This window comes from Fictibacillus sp. B-59209 (assembly GCF_036216745.1).
In the GTDB taxonomy this organism is placed as follows: domain Bacteria; phylum Bacillota; class Bacilli; order Bacillales; family Fictibacillaceae; genus Fictibacillus_C; species Fictibacillus_C marinisediminis.
Genome location: NZ_JARMMC010000007.1, coordinates 51,875 through 67,660 on the forward strand (window position 1 = coordinate 51,875; position 15,786 = coordinate 67,660).

The window sequence follows — 15,786 nt, forward strand, 5'->3', positions numbered from 1 at the left end:
TCATGTCAGCAATTATTGAAGTATATGCTCGTGAAGTATTGGACTCCCGCGGGAATCCAACAGTAGAAGTAGAAGTTTACACAGAGTCCGGTGCATTCGGCCGTGCGATCGTGCCTAGCGGTGCATCCACTGGTGAATACGAAGCAGTTGAGCTTCGTGACGGTGACAAAGGCCGTTACCTGGGAAAAGGTGTACAAACAGCAGTAGAGAACGTAAACACACTAATCGCTCCAGAATTGATCGGATATGATGTATTGGATCAAGTCGGCATCGACAAAACGTTGATCGATCTTGACGGAACAGAAAACAAAGGAAAATTCGGAGCAAACGCTATTCTTGGTGTTTCCATGGCTGTAGCACGTGCTGCTGCTGATCTACTTGGTCTTCCTTTGTACATGTACCTTGGAGGATTCAACGCAAAAACTCTTCCAGTTCCAATGATGAATATCCTAAACGGCGGAGAGCATGCTGATAACAATGTTGACATTCAAGAATTCATGGTTATGCCAGTCGGCGCACCAACATTCTCTGAAGCACTTCGTATGGGAGCTGAAATCTTCCACAGCCTTAAATCTGTGTTAAAGGAAAAAGGATTAAACACAGCTGTAGGAGACGAAGGCGGATTCGCACCAAACCTTTCTTCTAACGAAGAAGCGCTTCAAACGATCATGGAAGCGATCGAAAAAGCTGGCTACAAACCAGGTGAAGAAGTTCGTCTTGCAATGGATGTTGCCTCTTCTGAGCTCTTCAACAAAGAAGACGGAAAATACCATCTTTCTGGTGAGGGTGTTGTTAAAACATCTGAAGAAATGGTTGCTTTCTACGAAGATCTTGTTTCTAAATACCCAATCATCTCCATTGAAGATGGCTTAGATGAAAACGACTGGGAAGGCCACAAGCTATTGACTGACCGTCTTGGCGACAAAATCCAGCTTGTAGGAGACGATCTTTTCGTAACGAACACAAACAAACTTGCTCAAGGCATCGAGCAAGGTGTGGGTAACTCCATCCTTATCAAAGTTAACCAAATCGGTACGCTGACTGAAACATTCGACGCGATCGAAATGGCGAAACGCGCAGGCTATACTGCAGTAATTTCTCACCGTTCTGGTGAAAGCGAAGACAGCACAATCGCTGACATCGCTGTTGCGACTAACGCTGGACAAATCAAAACAGGTGCTCCTTCCCGTACTGACCGTGTAGCGAAGTACAACCAATTGCTTCGTATCGAAGACGAATTGGCAAGCATCAGCCGCTACCCTGGATTGAGCGCATTCTACAATCTTCAAAAATAAGCTATTTTACGTAAACCGCTTGAGACCTGATCAGTCTCAAGCGGTTTTTTGTTGATTGGCGCGTATTTTAGGGAGATCCGCATGTATTTCAGGAAGATTGGCATGTATTTTTGAGAGATCGGCATGTAAATCCTCAAGAATGGACCGTATTTACAAAACACAAATTTGATGAGACAGCAGAAGAGGAGAAACAGCGATTTTTAGCGAAATAAACTGGAAAAAACATATGAAGGATGTGATCCCTAAATTGTGAATGAACAAAAACTGCCCATATATATTCGGAAATTAGAGGCTTTATTACGAAGGCTTCCGATAAATCACCAAAAACGCACGAAAATTGAACAGAGTTATGCCAGACAAATGGCAGGATACAAGGGTGAAAAGGCAATCGCATATTACCTTGAACGACTTCCCAAAAAGGAGTATACAATTTTTCATGGGCTGCGGCTTCTAGAGGGATCCTATTACTTTCAAATGGATTACCTAATCCTATCTTCGTTCTTCTTTTTAATCTTAGAAGTGAAAAACTTATCCGGCATTCTTACCTTTGATACAAATTACCGACAATTAATCCGTGTAAATAATGAAAAAGAAGAAGCTTTTCCTGATCCGCTTTTGCAGGTAGAGCGTCAGCAGAACCAGCTAACATCTTGGTTAGCTGTAAGAAAACTACCTCCCATTCCCATCGAGTCCCTTATAGTCGTAAGCAGTCCTTATACCCTCATTAAAAATCCTCTTACCCCTGATTTGTCCCGCAATATTATCCATGGCGCCAACCTCCCATCGGTAATCAGCAGCTTACAAGCCCGTTACACAACTCAAATTATGACAAATAAAGAGGTCAATAGAGCCGCAAAGCAATTCAACAAAAAACATATTCCCTTCAATCCTGACATACTATCAAAGTTTCAAATACAGCCTAATGAGCTCTTAACGGGCGTTCATTGTCCAGTTTGTTCTTCTATAGGTATGAAAAAGCTGTATACGAACTGGATTTGCTCTTTGTGTGATCATTCCTCCAAGATCGCTCATCTCCATTCATTAGATGACTATAAGCTTCTAGTAAGCTCTACAATTACAAATCGAGACCTCAGGGGATTTTTAGGATTGACTTCTCCCTCTATTTCAGCGAAAATCCTCAAATCTCTAAACCTCCCTCACACGGGAACCTATAAAGACAGGAGATATCATCTTTAAATTTGAGGAGCTGCATATTATGATAAAATAAATCATTTCATACTCGGTACAAACGGGGAGGCTTGGAACATGCCGAAAATGAAGCTTGAATTTGAAAGACTGAAGATCAGGGAAATTACGGTGAGTGATGCCTCTGTCATCGCACAATGGAAAAGCGGCCCTCTCTTTCGGAAAATGTCTACTGGTTCTATGACCATAATTAATGAAGGCAATCAAAGGCAGGATATTGAGAAAAGCTTAAGCCAGCTGAACGAATCTTACTTGATGATCATCGAAAAGAGGAGCTCGCAGCCTGTTGGGTACGTCCGTTTCAACTGGATGGGAAGCTCGCAGCGTTATGGCTGGCTTCGGTTCGGACTCGGTGCCGAACAAGGAAAAGGATACATGGGGGAAGCACTTGCAGGCATCTTTCAGCACCTGTTTCAGCATGAGACCTACAGGATTGATGCTGAGGTCTACGAATATAACACAAAAAGCCTGAAGCTCCTGAAATCCCTGGGGTTTCAAAAGGAAGGCGTCAGAAGGCAAGCCTACTTTGACAAAGATCAGTATTTTGATATACATGTTATGGGCCTGCTCAAGAGCGACTGGCTGGAAGTCAGCCCGAAGTCCCGGGCATCATTGAACATAAATTAAACTTTTCATTTTGCCGGTAAGAGGTATAATGGATATAGCTGAATATGCGGTTAAGGTCCGTTTTATTTCAAATAAAACGTTAAAAGGGAAGCTGGTTCAAGTCCAGCACGGTCCCGCCACTGTAATCGGGAAATCTTCTTATGTTTCCACTGTTCTGTCAAAGGATGGGAAGGAAAAGAAGATTGTTGATCGAGAGTCAGGAGACCTGCCTTAATTGCCTGTGCGAACCTTCGAGGAAAAGGTGAAGCAATTGTAATCATTTATTGATTAACTGTTGATTCGCTCTCCGAAGGGAGGGCTTTTTTTGTTTTGCACAATCCCAGCTAAATGATACATACAGGAGCGTGAAGGAATTGAAGAAGTTTACACAAATTGCGATGATGCTGATACTCGTAATCGCCATCATTGCCGGTTGTTCGGCTGGAAATCAGTCAACAGACAAAAAGGAAAACGGTGCCAATCAGGTAAAGAGTGAATTTCCCGTAACGATAAAAGATGCGGCGAACGAGAATGTAAAAATTGATAAGAAACCCAAAAAAATCGTCTCGCTCATACCGAGTAATACAGAGGTCGCATTTGCACTTGGCTTGGATAAAGAAATTGTCGGCGTTTCTGACTTTGACAACTATCCAGAAGCAGCTGTGAAAAAGCCTAAAATCGGCGGATTGGATTTTAACGTGGAAAAGATTGTTGGCTTAAAGCCTGATCTCGTCCTTGCTCATGCCTCCAGTGCGCATACTTCCAAGCAGGGAATTGATCAGCTTAAGAATGCCGGCATCAAAGTAGTTGTGATCAATGATGCGCAGAACTTTACGGATACATACAAGTCCATCGACATGATCGCTAAAGCAACGGGCACTCAAAAACAAGGTGACAAGATTGTAAAATCCATGAAGGATGATCTGTCAGCGATCAAGGAAAAAGCAAAACAAGTAAAGAAAGAAAAAAAAGTTTGGGTTGAGGTTGCTCCAGCTCCGGAGATTTTTACTGCCGGCAAGGGTACATTCATTGATGAAATGCTGAACGCCATTCATGCCAAAAATGCGGCAGGGGAATTGAAGGGATGGGCGAAGGTATCTGAAGAGCAGCCTGTCAAATACAAACCGGACGCGATCGTCACAACGTACGGCTATTACTCCAAAAAGCCGGTGGAACAGATTATGGCCCGTAAAGCCTGGAAGGACGTTCCTGCGGTAAAAAACAAAGAAATTTATGATGTGCACTCTGATAAGGTGACACGTCCGGGACCGCGATTGATTGAAGGAGTGGAGGAGCTTGCAAAAGCCATCTATCCGGAAGTATACAAAAAGTAAAATCATCGTTTCATATACAGCAGTGTTTCTGCTGTTGGGCTTAGCTGTTGCCTTGGGGATATCGGTAGGTTCTATACCTATCCCCCTTTTTCATGTGGTGCAGATTTTAGGAGCGAAGCTTTTCCACTATCCCGTACCAGCATCCATTGATTCTTCGATTGTTAATATCGTCATGGAGATCCGCTTTCCGCGAGTCGTGCTCGCTATGCTTGTCGGCTGCTCATTGGCGCTGGCGGGAACGGCATTTCAGGGGCTGCTGAAAAATCCTCTGGCCGATCCTTATACGCTGGGTGTTTCATCCGGTTCTGCTTTGGGCGCTGTGGCTGTGCTGTTCTTTGGCATTCAGCTGCCTATACTGGGAAGTTTTACACTTCCGGTGGTGAGCATCATTACCGGCTTTCTTACCCTTGTTGGGGTTATATATTTTGCTCGCCTTGTGCAGCGCAGCCTGTCTGTTGAGACGATTATTTTGGCAGGGATTTTAAGCAGCTCATTTATAGGTGCTGTAACGTCTCTTTTAATCGCTCTGACCGGTGATGAATTAAGGCAGATCATCGGCTGGCTGCTCGGCAGCGTATCCATGAGAGGATGGCCGTATGTTCAGCTCATCGCTCCGTTTTTGGCCGCGGGGCTTTTGATTCTTCTGGCAAGTGCTCGTGAATTAAATGCGCTTTCCTTTGGCCAGCAGGATGCAAAAACCATTGGTGTTGACGTGAAAAAACATACGTCACTCGTACTGTTCGGGGCCTCGCTTCTGACGGGATCTGCAGTAGCGGTGTCAGGCACCATCGGGTTTGTCGGCCTTGTCATCCCCCACATGGCCCGCATGATATGGGGAGTAGATCATCGCCATCTGCTGCCGCTGTCCACGCTTCTGGGCGGGGTGTTTCTCGTTCTGGTTGATCTCATCGCCCGAACGATCATCGCGCCGACGGAGCTGCCAATCGGTGTCTTGACAGCGATTATCGGAAGTCCGATCTTTGCCTTAATCTTTATTCGCTATCGTCGAAAGAAGGTGACCACATGATCCAGATCCAGCAGCTTACTGGAGGATATGACGGAAAGCCCGTCGTAAAAGATCTTTCTTTTTCCATTGAAAGAGGAAAAATAACCGGCATCATCGGACCAAACGGGAGCGGGAAGACCACTCTCATGAAAATGATGAATGGAATGCTTTCCCCGCAATCAGGTGAGGTTCTTATAAAAGGAAAGCCGATCAGCAGCTACTCTGCAAAAGAATTGGCAAAAATTATTGCCGTTCTTCCTCAGCATGCGGAAAGCTCGTTTGATTTTACCGTCCGCGAAGTGGTGGCGCTCGGCCGGTATCCCTTTTACAGAGGATTGCTGAAACAATCGTCGCCGAAGGATGAAGAGATGGTCCAGCGATCCATGGAGTTTACAGGCGTCCAGCATTTTGCGGAGAAAAGTATTCAATCCCTAAGCGGCGGGGAACGGCAGCGGGTTCTTTTAGCTAAGGCGCTTGCGCAGGAACCGGAGATTCTGCTGCTCGATGAACCGACAAACCATCTTGATCTTTCCTATCAAATGAAGCTTATGGACTTGCTGAAAGATTGGGTGCAGGGCTGCCAGTTGTCGGTTGTTGCCATATTGCATGATTTGAATATTGCCAGTCTGTACTGTGACCAGGTTCTTCTTCTCGATGACGGAAAGGAGAAGGCGGTTGGAAAGCCTGGTGACATTATGGACAGCATCCTGCTGGAAGGTGTTTATGATACGAAGCTGAGCAGACAGGAGCATCCGCAGAAGCCGAAGCCTCTGATCGCGCTTGTGCCTGGTGAACGTGAGGAACAAAAGAAAATAGAAGATATTGAGCTTCAAACCACAAGTGAAGCAATGGTGTTCCGAAGCCCCTATTTTTTAAAAACGATGTCTTCTGCCCTGATCGGCGGAGGGTTCTGCTGGGCGAATACGTTTGTTAACCGTCATGTGGATAAAAACTACAATTATGACGATGCACATTCTGAATATGAAGCGTATCTTCACTCCCTTCCTGTCAACCCCAACGAGACCATTGGAATGATGACAGCAGCACGGCTTGAGGATGCAGGTATGGTATCCGTAGGAAAAGAAGGAATCAAGATCCTTGCTGCAGCAACAGCAGGAACATCCAATGCGGTAGATGCTGCACAATCGTGGCAGCGGAAGTATGATACTGTGGCGATTGGTACGATTAACATCTGGCTCTTTATTGAGGGAGAGCTAACCGATGAGGCATTTGTTCAGGCGATGATGACAGCGACAGAAGCAAAGTCGAGCGCTCTCAGAGACTATGGAATTAAAGATCCTATTACTGGAACGATTGCTACAGGCACTTCGACGGACAGCCTTTGCATCGCATCAACCCAGGAAGGAGAAAGAATGAGGTACGCTGGTACGATTACACCGATTGGAAAAGCGATTGGCCATACGGTCTATCAGACGGTGGGAAAAGCGATCGAAAACTATAGAAAGAGAATGGCGCAAACATGATCATTGCTCTTCATTTATTATCCCTTATACTCGCTTTGATCATCGACCAGCTCATCGGAGACCCTCGCTGGCTGCCGCATCCGGTAAGAGGTTTTGGCAAAATGATTTCTCTTATGGACCAGGCACTTAACCGCGGAAGCTGGAAAAAGCTGAAGGGTTTGATCATGCTTTTTATTCTTCTTTCTATTACACTAGTGCTAACTTTTATCATCGTACGGTATGCTTATTCCATCCACCTTGTGTTAGGGATATTCATAGAATCTGTGCTCATCTCAACAACCATTGCAGCTAGAGGGCTTAAAGAAGCAGGATTATCTGTCTATACCCCCCTTCTTCGCGGTGATCTGGAAGAGGCTCGAAAAAAATTAAGCTGGATTGTCGGGAGAGATACAGAACATCTGCCGCATTCTGAGATTGTAAGAGGGACAGTGGAAACAGTTGCCGAAAATACGAGCGACGGGGTAACCGCACCGCTTTTCTTTGCTTTTATTGGAGGAGCACCACTTGCCTTGCTGTACCGGGCAGTAAATACCTGTGATTCCATGGTAGGCTACAAGAATAAGAGATATAAAGACTTCGGCTGGGCATCTGCCCGGCTTGATGATCTATTAAATTATGTGCCAGCCCGGCTAACTGCACTTCTTATGGCAGGAGGGCCGGGGGAAAAACGGTTTACCTTATCGTGGCTGAAAGAACAGGCAAGGAACCATCCGAGCCCGAACAGCGGATGGGGTGAAGCGGCAGTCGCGGGAATTCTCGGCATACGGCTTGGAGGCACGAATTATTATAAAGGCCAGGTCTCCTATCGCCCGTTCATCGGCCGTCAGACCTACAGCCTGAAAGCTATACATATAGAAAGAACAATAGCCATCATGCAGCGTGCTGTCATGTGGTTTACGATCGTTTTAATCGCAGCGGGAGGGATGTATATTGTTGCTGCCCAATCATGGAGCTAATCCGCAGCTATTGGCCAATTCCTTGAAAATCAGCCTGGATGAAAACAGCATTGATTTTAGTGTGAATGTAAATCCGTATCCTGCACTAAGAAGAATGAAGGATATGTGGTCCAGCCTTTATGAAGATATTCTGCAGTATCCCGATCCCTTTGCTGAGCTGTTCGTTCAATTCGTGTCTGAAAAAGAAGGGCTGAATGCAGACCAGATCCTCGCAGGGAACGGGGCTGCTGAACTGATTTTTCTCATTGCTCAAGCCTATCGGGGCTCGAACGTACTGATTGCAGCACCTGCTTTCTCAGAATACGAGGATGCATGTGAGGTGAACGATTGTAATGTGGACTTCTATGTTACCCGAAAAGAGAAAGGCTGGAAGCCGGATCTCCAAGAGCTGAATGAGAAACTCCACGGGAAACAGCTTTGTTTCCTTTGCAACCCGAACAATCCGACAGGAACAGTATTGGAATTGAACACTTTGGAAGCTATCGTTGCTTTGTGCGAATGCCACCATGTTACACTCGTCGTGGATGAAGCGTTTGTTCACTTTTTAGAAAAGCCCGTATCCGCCGTTCAATTGATGAAAAAGTATTCCAACCTGATCGTCCTGCGGTCATTGACGAAGATGTTTCACTTGCCGGGACTTCGGTTAGGGTATGCTATGTCATCCAAAGAACAGATCGGAAAATTAAGGAGATTTCAGCCTCCCTGGAGTGTGAACGGTCCTGCTCAAAAGCTAGGTATACTCTGTTTGGAACAAGAAGAATGTGCAGATGAAATTGTTATGAAAACAGCAGTTGAGCGAGAGCGGATTTTTCCGATCCTCGACAAGCTTGGATTTGAAACCTCTCCTTCTACCGTTAACTTTTACTTGTTAAGGGAGAGTGGAGAAGAAAATGTTCAGCTTGCTCTCATTAAATATTTAATGATAAAAGGGATGATCGTCAGGCATACGTTTAATTTTAGAGGGCTGGACGGCCATTATATCCGCCTCGCCATTCGAACTCCAGAGGAGAATGACCGCTTATTGGCTGCACTTGAAGGGTGGAAAGCGAGATGATGATCTTTATTACCGGAGGGGTCAGAAGCGGGAAAAGCTCATTTGCCGAAATGTCCGCCGTTTATCATGGAAAGAATGATAAACCGCTTCACTATATTGCAACGAACGAACATCAGGATGGGGAGATGAGTGAGCGGATCGCCAGGCACCAGGCGGGTCGTCTGAACAGCGGGTATAGCTGGAGGGCGTGGGAACAGCCAAGAAACATTCATGAACTGATAAATGAATATGAAAAAAAGGATGTCATTCTCTTGGACTGCTTGACCAATCTTGTCAGCAATGAGCTGTTTGACGGCTGGAAAGAAAACAACAACCAGTGGAGAAATGAAATGTTCCGATCAGAAGTATTCCGCAAGATCATGGATGGATTAAGAATGATTGAAAAAAGCAGCGCAGCACTCATCGTCGTATCAAACGAAGTGTTCCAGGACTTGCCCTCTATTGATGAAGGGACCTTCTATTTTATGAAGATGATGGGGGAGCTTCATCAGCAGATTGTCTCTGAAGCGCATTGGGTGTACCAGGTTGAACTGGGCATGCCCATTTTGAGGAAGGGGTATGATGCAGATGAAAAACAATGCACCTCCTGTCCGGTTTAATGCCTTATACGGTTTTGGCCTGGCTCTTCAGTTCTTAACCGCATTGCCGATCCGCACTTCGTTTCCATGGACAAAAGAAACGAGCAGGTGGAGTGTGTACTGGTATCCAGCTGTCGGTCTGCTTCTCGGTGGATTGGCTTCTGTTCAGGCTCATTTCCTGGCGCAGCAAAACGTTATCCCGGTGTCGATGACGAGCTTTTATCTGTTCTGCTTCTCGATCGTTTTGACAGGCGGTTTGCATCTCGACGGGTGGATGGATTGCAGTGATGCCTACTTCTCATACGGCGATAAAGAAAAAAGGCTGCAGATCATGAAGGATCCCAGGACTGGAGCATTCGGTGTATTGTCTGTTCTTTTTCTATTGAGCTGGCGGTTTCTTTTTATCTATGAAACAGTGAAAATGGTTCCGCAGCACGTTTGGCTGCTGTTTCTGCTCATTCCTTTCTTCGGCCGAACCGGCATGGGAAGCCTGCTGGTTTCAGCTCCTCTTGCCAGGGAGGAAGGTATGGCTTTTGCCATGAAGCAGAACATTTCAGGCAGAGCCTTTGCTTTTTATGCGATCTATCTCCTGATGGCAGGGATTGGAGCATGCCTTACAGGAGCGATTCTTCTGTTTATGAGCTTGTTCCTTTTAGGCTCAGCCTTATTTTTCTTAAGTAAAACGTTCTTTCTCCGCCAGTTTGGAGGGATTACGGGAGACACACTAGGCGCACTTTCGGAAGGGATGGAAACATGGCTATGGTTCGGAGGCTGGCTGTTACTCTCCTTCGCCACGGTCTGACGGAGGAAAATAAACAAAAGAAATATATCGGGTATTGTGATCCTCCCTTATGTGAAGAGGGGCGGATTGAGCTATACAGATTACATAGAAATAAAGGGTATCCCGAGCCGGGTGCTATCCTTGCAAGTGATAGAATGCGATGTGTAGAGACCGCTGAGGTTCTTTTCCCGGAGAGTAAGGTGCAGATCAGTCCTGCACTTCGGGAGATGCATTTTGGGGAATGGGAAAGAAAAACGTACGGCGATCTTTGCGGAATTCAACGTTACCGGGACTGGATTGATGATCCTATTGGAGTCTGTCCTCCAGGAGGAGAGAGCTATCAAGACTTTGAAAATCGCGTTCGCGGTGCCTGGCACCGTGAGATTTGGCCGACGGCGGAAGAGAGCGGCCATGTAATCGTTGTTACTCATGGAGGCCCAATCCGTTATTTATTGTCAGAGTTTGCTCCGGAACGAAGAGAAATGTGGGCATGGCCGGTCTCACATGGCAAAGGATACACCCTTTACTGGAATGAGACCAAAGGGAGGTTGAAAAAACGATGCACTTTGTTACAGGAGGCGCCTTTCACGGAAAAGCCAAATGGGTGCAGCAGCACTATTCTGCCTCAAGGATAGATGAAGGCTGGTTCAATGGCTACGAGAAGGCTGGCTGGGAAACGGATGATTTTACAACTTCACGCGTCGTTCTTGAAGGATTGGAGCAGATTGTGAAGAAGGTTTTAGAGGAGAACGAAAGCGGCGGAAGAGCAGCTCTTCAAAAGAAGCTTCAGACCTGGCTGGCTTGGGAGGCTTCTGAACCCGGTCGATGTCTTGTTCTGATCGGAACAGACATCGGTAAAGGAATTGTTCCAATGGAAAAGGAAAATAGATTATGGCGGGATGTGACCGGCTGGTTTTATCAGGATGTAGTCATGGCCGCTGAGAGAGTCGATATCATCTGGTATGGGCTGCCCCAGACTTTAAAATAGGCTCTTTTCTAAAAGATTGTTTGGGAACCTTATTGTAAAGAGCCTTCTTTGACAAGTTGATTGAAGTGCAAGGTGCGAGACTCTGCGGGAGGAGCGGGACAGGTGAGACCCGCAGGCGCCTGCGCCGAGAAAGTAGGCGCTGGCGCCGGTAAAGTAGGCGCTGGCGCCGGTAAGGCTCCCCGCACGCCCCGCGGAAAGCGAGCAGCCTGAAACGGAAATCAACCACTCCCAAGAGCAGTAAAGGTTACGAAAACAGCCTTAAAATAATAAGGAGATGATCACGATGAAGTTATACACGCGTACAGGAGATGAAGGGAAGACAAGTGTGATTGGAGGAAGGCTCGATAAAAACCATATCAGGGTTAAAGCCTACGGTACTCTGGATGAATTGAACAGTTTTGTCGGCCTGGCGGTTACCAAGCTGCAGGACGCCAAGTTCGATGACATCCGCAATGAACTGGTAAAGATTCAGCATGAGCTTTTTGACTGCGGCGGAGATCTGTCTTCAGTGAAAAAGGACTATCCTTATAAAGCGAACGCGGATATGATCACGTTCTTGGAAGAGCGGATCGACGAGTACATTAAAGAAGCGCCGGAGCTGGAGCGTTTTATTTTGCCAGGCGGGTCTGAAGCTTCGTCTGCTATTCATGTATGCCGTACGGTGGCAAGGCGCGGAGAACGTGAAATCGTTGAATTGAAGCAGGATAATGAGATCAACCCGGTTGTTTTAAAGTATGTGAACAGACTATCTGATTACTTTTTTGCCATCGCCCGTGTCATCAATTTCCGTGCCGGTGTCAATGATGTGGAATACGAGCGGAGTGCCATTGTTTTCCGCGGAGGAAAACGCAAAGCTGATGCTGAATAGAAAATTCACCATATTTATCGCTTTCCTCTCCTTGTCTGTGGCCGGTTCTTTTATTAAGATTCCAGCAATTGTCGGGAGTGTGGCTTTTGATTCCATGCCGGCACTGGCCGCCGGAGCACTGATGTCTCCTCTAGCAGGAATGGCTGTTGGCTGTATAGGGCATCTCATGTCTGCCGGCCTATCTGGTTTTCCGCTGGGGCCCCTTCATCTTCTCATCGCTGTTCAGATGGGCCTGCTAAGCTTTTGTTTTGGAATCCTCTATCGGCGGAATTTCAAGATGGCAGCCATCCTGGTCTTTATTGTAGGAAACGGCATTGCGGCACCGCTTTGTTTTTGGCCGGTACTCGGAAAAGCGGCGGTCCTTGCTTTTATCCCTGGATTAGTTGTGGCAGCAGTGCTCAACGGGGTGGCAGCTCACCTGCTCATTCCAAGGCTGAGGCCTGTCTTTGACCGATCAAACGTAAGGATAAATCATGAAAACAAATCGTGATGTAACGTTATTGGAGTTGGGTTCAGATGAATACATTGTGATGGCAGCCGATAATTCAGGAGCGATTGGAAACCTTCCTTTGGATACAGTGCACGTTCCTTATTCTATCGTAGCGGCTTTCGGTGCCCGAGTCTGTGTTATGGAAGTGATGGCGGCCGGAGCAGTGCCGTTTTCCTTTCTCATTCATTCTTTCAATGGGGAAGAAGCATGGACGGAGCTTGTAAGGGGTGTGGAAAAGACGTTTGCTGAGCTGGATTTAAAAAGTGTAGAGATTATGGGAAGTACGGAAAGCAACATGAAGATGCTGCAGTCTGCTTCTTCTTTTACGATGATCGGCAAAGCAAATCAAGCGGCACTTCGGTTGAACTGTACTCCTCCACATGCAAAATATGCAGTCATCGGTGTACCGCTAGTGGGGGAAGAGGTCGTTTCCCGCCAAAATGAAGTTCTTCCCCTAACCCTTTTCAGCACTCTTCTAAAAACAGAAGGTATTTATGAAGTTCTTCCGGTCGGCTCGAAAGGCATCTCACACGAGCTGGAAATCTTAACAAGCAGTTCAAGAAGGTTAACATGCAGCCTGCCGATGGAACATTCAGCAGGCCCTTCAACATGTGCGCTGATCAGTTATGAGCCTGAGTATTCTGCCAGCATCCAAAAGCTTTGCGGGAGGCATTTCTACGAGCTTACAGAAGACGGATTGTAAATAGACTTACATAGGAGCGGTTGATTTCCGTTTTAAGCTGCTCGCTTTTACCGGCATAAACGCCTACTTTCGCGGGGCGTGCGCTGGACCCCTCGGCGCTTGCGCCTGCGGGTTTCACCTGTCACGCTCGTCCCGCCGGAGTCTCGCACCTTCCACTCCAATCAATTGAGCAATGAAGATTATTTACAAGAATGCGGTCCAGGAGTAATCACGGCTGCTTTCGTAATCCTTGTTGCTTACCGAGAGTGGTTGATTTTCGTTCCTGGATGCTCGCTTCTCGCGGGGCGTACGGTGAACCATATTGGCGCAAGCGCACCGAAAATATAACCTATTTCAATTGCGCCCGTTCATTAAAAAACGTGCGGTAGCCGTACTGGACGAAGATAATGACACTGAAAGCAACAGAGCCTGCGATGCCAAGCATGATGGCGATCTGGTATTCGATCGCGGTGATCGGAGAGATGCCGGACAAAATCTGCCCGGTCATCATTCCCGGCAGAAATACGATTCCCATCCCGACCATGGAGTTGATGGTTGGCAGAATAGCGGAATCAAACGCCCGATCCACAAGTTCTTTAGTGGCGGCCTTTGGGGAAGCACCTAGCATAAGAGCCGCCTCCACCATATGTTTTTGTTTCTCCATACCTTCTACTAAATGATTGACTCCAAGCGTTACGCCTGTCATCGCATTTCCGATGATCATTCCGGCAATAGGTATCACATATCTCGGTTCAAACCACGGAGAGAACTGGATGACCACATAATTGAAAAACAACAGACTGATGAGAGTTCCGATGGTCATTGAGAGAGCGACAACCTTTTTCAAAGATGGAGACAGTTCGTGTTTTATTCGTTTAAAGACGTTATAGACCGCAAAACCTTCCATAAGAACGAGAATGAGCACCGTTAATGCAGGGTGAGGATGCTTGAACAAATAAGTGAGAACATAACCGGCTAACACAAGCTGGATCGTCATCCGCAGCGTACCGATCACTATTTCTTTTTCCCTCGCTATTCCTCTCCACTTTACAATGACTGTTAAAATGACAATGAACAGGTAAGCGGAAAGAAGCTGCCATAATGAGATATCAATAATCTTATCCTTCATGCTCCACGCCCCTATTCTTTTGATTGATGTTTTCCAGCTGAATATTTACATCCGCATAATGCTCTGCAATTCGTTTGGAGTGGGTAACCATGACGACCGTTTTTTGTTTTTCCTTGGATTTACGCAAAAAGGAAGAGATGACATCATCCGCTGTTTCGTCATCCAAAGCAGAAGAAGGCTCATCGAGCAGATAGGCTTCCGCATCCATTAAGAGCACACGTGCGAGAGCAAGGCGCTGCTTCTCTCCTCCAGAAAGGTCTCCGGCTTTAGTTTCCAATGGTTTTTTTAGGTAAACCGTATGTAAGGATTCTTCTAGTTCAGCATCTGCTGGCAGGGGTTTCTCTGAAAAGGAAAGACCTGCTGTCAGGTTATCTTTTACCGTTCCCGGAAAAATCGCAGGCATCTGCTGAAGCATGACGACATTTCTCCGATGAAGAACAGGATTCAGGGCTGCCAGATCCTCTCCCTTGTACAGGACGTTTCCTCCATCCGGTGAAATCAAGTGGTTCAGCATTTTTAAAAGGGTAGTCTTTCCGCTTCCGCTCTCACCGGTAATAATGCTTACTTTGCCTTCTTCAATAGATAATTCCTGAAAAGCTAGAATATCTTTATAGACGATTTCTATCAATTCAAACATGGGCTCAGCCCTCCTCTGTTCTTATTTGAAACTATTCCCAAAAACTCTTTATGCTATCATGGATAAAATAGCTTGAACACATTGCCTAGAGAACAGCTCGTATGGTACATTAAAGATAAGTGTAATGTTGTTCGTGGAGGTGTGACAAATGGAAACAGCTGCAACAATTTTATTGGTGATCGTTTCAATCGCCCTTATCGTAGTCGTCGTTCTTCAATCTGGCCGTTCGGCAGGATTATCCGGAGCGATTACGGGCGGTGCGGAGCAATTATTCGGAAAGCAAAAAGCCCGCGGAATGGAAGCCGTGCTAAGCAGAATGACTGTGATCTTAGCTGCTTTATTCTTTCTATTGGCGATTGCCGTAGCTTATTTTATTTAATGATACCTTAACAGCAGGTGAATTTTCACTTGCTGTTTTTATTTTTGGCAGTTTTCGTAACCTTTGTTGCTCAAGGAGTGGTTGATTTCCGTTTCAGGATGCTCGCTTTCCGCGGGGCGGGCGGTGAGCCTTACCGGCGCCAGCGCCTACTTTCTCGGCGCAGGCGCCTGTGGGTCTCACCTGTCCCGCTTCCCCCGCAGGACAAGGCTTCGGCAGCGTTATATCGCACGAAGAAAATGTGAAATTCATTTTCGAGGAGTCTCGCCCCTTGCACTCCAATCAACTTGTCAATGAAAAAAGAGACTTAGTTTTT

18 protein-coding genes and 1 riboswitch are annotated in these 15,786 nt (G+C 46.4%); of the genes, 16 read left to right on the forward strand and 2 right to left on the reverse strand.

Translation table 11 applies throughout. The annotated features are described in order from the left end of the window. The first annotated feature begins 2 nt into the window (after nucleotides 1-2). From eno to P4361_RS05285, 15 genes are all read left to right on the forward strand, one after another. On the forward strand, nucleotides 3-1,295 hold the full coding sequence (gene eno / locus P4361_RS05215) for a phosphopyruvate hydratase (protein ID WP_053357097.1): 1,293 nt from the start codon (nucleotides 3-5) through the stop codon (nucleotides 1,293-1,295). 249 nt (nucleotides 1,296-1,544) lie between these two features. Continuing rightward, nucleotides 1,545-2,492 carry a nuclease-related domain-containing protein gene (locus tag P4361_RS05220; protein ID WP_328088496.1) on the forward strand — a complete coding sequence of 316 codons (948 nt, stop codon included), beginning with the start codon at nucleotides 1,545-1,547 and terminating at the stop codon, nucleotides 2,490-2,492. Nucleotides 2,493-2,561: 69 nt separating this feature from the next. Then, on the forward strand, nucleotides 2,562-3,128 hold the full coding sequence (locus P4361_RS05225) for a GNAT family N-acetyltransferase (RefSeq protein ID WP_256224538.1): 567 nt from the start codon (nucleotides 2,562-2,564) through the stop codon (nucleotides 3,126-3,128). Nucleotides 3,129-3,164: 36 nt separating this feature from the next. Then, a riboswitch (cobalamin riboswitch) is annotated at nucleotides 3,165-3,355 on the forward strand. Between the two features lie 126 nt (nucleotides 3,356-3,481). Next, complete coding sequence (locus tag P4361_RS05230; protein WP_328088497.1) at nucleotides 3,482-4,441, forward strand: ABC transporter substrate-binding protein; 960 nt, start codon at nucleotides 3,482-3,484, stop codon at nucleotides 4,439-4,441. Continuing rightward, the gene (locus P4361_RS05235; RefSeq protein ID WP_256224535.1) at nucleotides 4,404-5,468 is read left to right on the forward strand and encodes a FecCD family ABC transporter permease; all 1,065 of its coding nucleotides are present in this window, start codon (nucleotides 4,404-4,406) and stop codon (nucleotides 5,466-5,468) included. Before P4361_RS05230 ends, P4361_RS05235 begins: the two co-directional genes overlap by 38 nt. Continuing rightward, nucleotides 5,465-6,931, forward strand: coding sequence for a heme ABC transporter ATP-binding protein (locus P4361_RS05240; protein ID WP_328088498.1), 1,467 nt, complete (start codon nucleotides 5,465-5,467; stop codon nucleotides 6,929-6,931). The genes P4361_RS05235 and P4361_RS05240 overlap by 4 nt, the downstream gene beginning before the upstream one ends. Beyond that, a complete protein-coding gene (gene cbiB, locus P4361_RS05245; protein WP_328088499.1) occupies nucleotides 6,928-7,887 on the forward strand; it encodes an adenosylcobinamide-phosphate synthase CbiB in 960 nt (319 codons plus the stop codon). Before P4361_RS05240 ends, cbiB begins: the two co-directional genes overlap by 4 nt. Continuing rightward, a complete protein-coding gene (gene cobD, locus P4361_RS05250) occupies nucleotides 7,862-8,941 on the forward strand; it encodes a threonine-phosphate decarboxylase CobD (RefSeq protein WP_328088500.1) in 1,080 nt (359 codons plus the stop codon). Before cbiB ends, cobD begins: the two co-directional genes overlap by 26 nt. After that, on the forward strand, nucleotides 8,938-9,540 hold the full coding sequence (locus tag P4361_RS05255; RefSeq protein ID WP_091003014.1) for a bifunctional adenosylcobinamide kinase/adenosylcobinamide-phosphate guanylyltransferase: 603 nt from the start codon (nucleotides 8,938-8,940) through the stop codon (nucleotides 9,538-9,540). Before cobD ends, P4361_RS05255 begins: the two co-directional genes overlap by 4 nt. After that, the gene (gene cobS, locus P4361_RS05260) at nucleotides 9,509-10,321 is read left to right on the forward strand and encodes an adenosylcobinamide-GDP ribazoletransferase (protein ID WP_328088501.1); all 813 of its coding nucleotides are present in this window, start codon (nucleotides 9,509-9,511) and stop codon (nucleotides 10,319-10,321) included. The genes P4361_RS05255 and cobS overlap by 32 nt, the downstream gene beginning before the upstream one ends. Further along, nucleotides 10,273-10,935 carry a histidine phosphatase family protein gene (locus P4361_RS05265; RefSeq protein WP_328088502.1) on the forward strand — a complete coding sequence of 221 codons (663 nt, stop codon included), beginning with the start codon at nucleotides 10,273-10,275 and terminating at the stop codon, nucleotides 10,933-10,935. Before cobS ends, P4361_RS05265 begins: the two co-directional genes overlap by 49 nt. Further along, complete coding sequence (locus tag P4361_RS05270; protein ID WP_328088503.1) at nucleotides 10,860-11,288, forward strand: bifunctional adenosylcobinamide kinase/adenosylcobinamide-phosphate guanylyltransferase; 429 nt, start codon at nucleotides 10,860-10,862, stop codon at nucleotides 11,286-11,288. The genes P4361_RS05265 and P4361_RS05270 overlap by 76 nt, the downstream gene beginning before the upstream one ends. Before the next feature lie 283 nt (nucleotides 11,289-11,571). Beyond that, nucleotides 11,572-12,156 carry a cob(I)yrinic acid a,c-diamide adenosyltransferase gene (locus P4361_RS05275; protein WP_328088504.1) on the forward strand — a complete coding sequence of 195 codons (585 nt, stop codon included), beginning with the start codon at nucleotides 11,572-11,574 and terminating at the stop codon, nucleotides 12,154-12,156. Next, nucleotides 12,146-12,646 carry an ECF transporter S component gene (locus tag P4361_RS05280; protein WP_062232644.1) on the forward strand — a complete coding sequence of 167 codons (501 nt, stop codon included), beginning with the start codon at nucleotides 12,146-12,148 and terminating at the stop codon, nucleotides 12,644-12,646. Before P4361_RS05275 ends, P4361_RS05280 begins: the two co-directional genes overlap by 11 nt. Next, the gene (locus P4361_RS05285) at nucleotides 12,630-13,349 is read left to right on the forward strand and encodes an ATPase (protein WP_328088505.1); all 720 of its coding nucleotides are present in this window, start codon (nucleotides 12,630-12,632) and stop codon (nucleotides 13,347-13,349) included. The genes P4361_RS05280 and P4361_RS05285 overlap by 17 nt, the downstream gene beginning before the upstream one ends. A gap of 328 nt (nucleotides 13,350-13,677) precedes the next feature. Here the strand turns inward: P4361_RS05285 and P4361_RS05290 are convergent, their stop codons facing one another. Next, nucleotides 13,678-14,457: an ABC transporter permease gene (locus P4361_RS05290; RefSeq protein WP_053357113.1), complete on the reverse strand. Its 780-nt coding sequence runs from the start codon at nucleotides 14,455-14,457 to the stop codon at nucleotides 13,678-13,680. Further along, nucleotides 14,447-15,094 carry an ABC transporter ATP-binding protein gene (locus P4361_RS05295; RefSeq protein WP_328088506.1) on the reverse strand — a complete coding sequence of 216 codons (648 nt, stop codon included), beginning with the start codon at nucleotides 15,092-15,094 and terminating at the stop codon, nucleotides 14,447-14,449. The genes P4361_RS05290 and P4361_RS05295 overlap by 11 nt, the downstream gene beginning before the upstream one ends. 148 nt (nucleotides 15,095-15,242) lie before the next feature. Between P4361_RS05295 and secG the strand changes: the two genes are divergently transcribed. Then, on the forward strand, nucleotides 15,243-15,473 hold the full coding sequence (secG, locus tag P4361_RS05300; protein ID WP_053357115.1) for a preprotein translocase subunit SecG: 231 nt from the start codon (nucleotides 15,243-15,245) through the stop codon (nucleotides 15,471-15,473). Nucleotides 15,474-15,786: the final 313 nt, after the last annotated feature.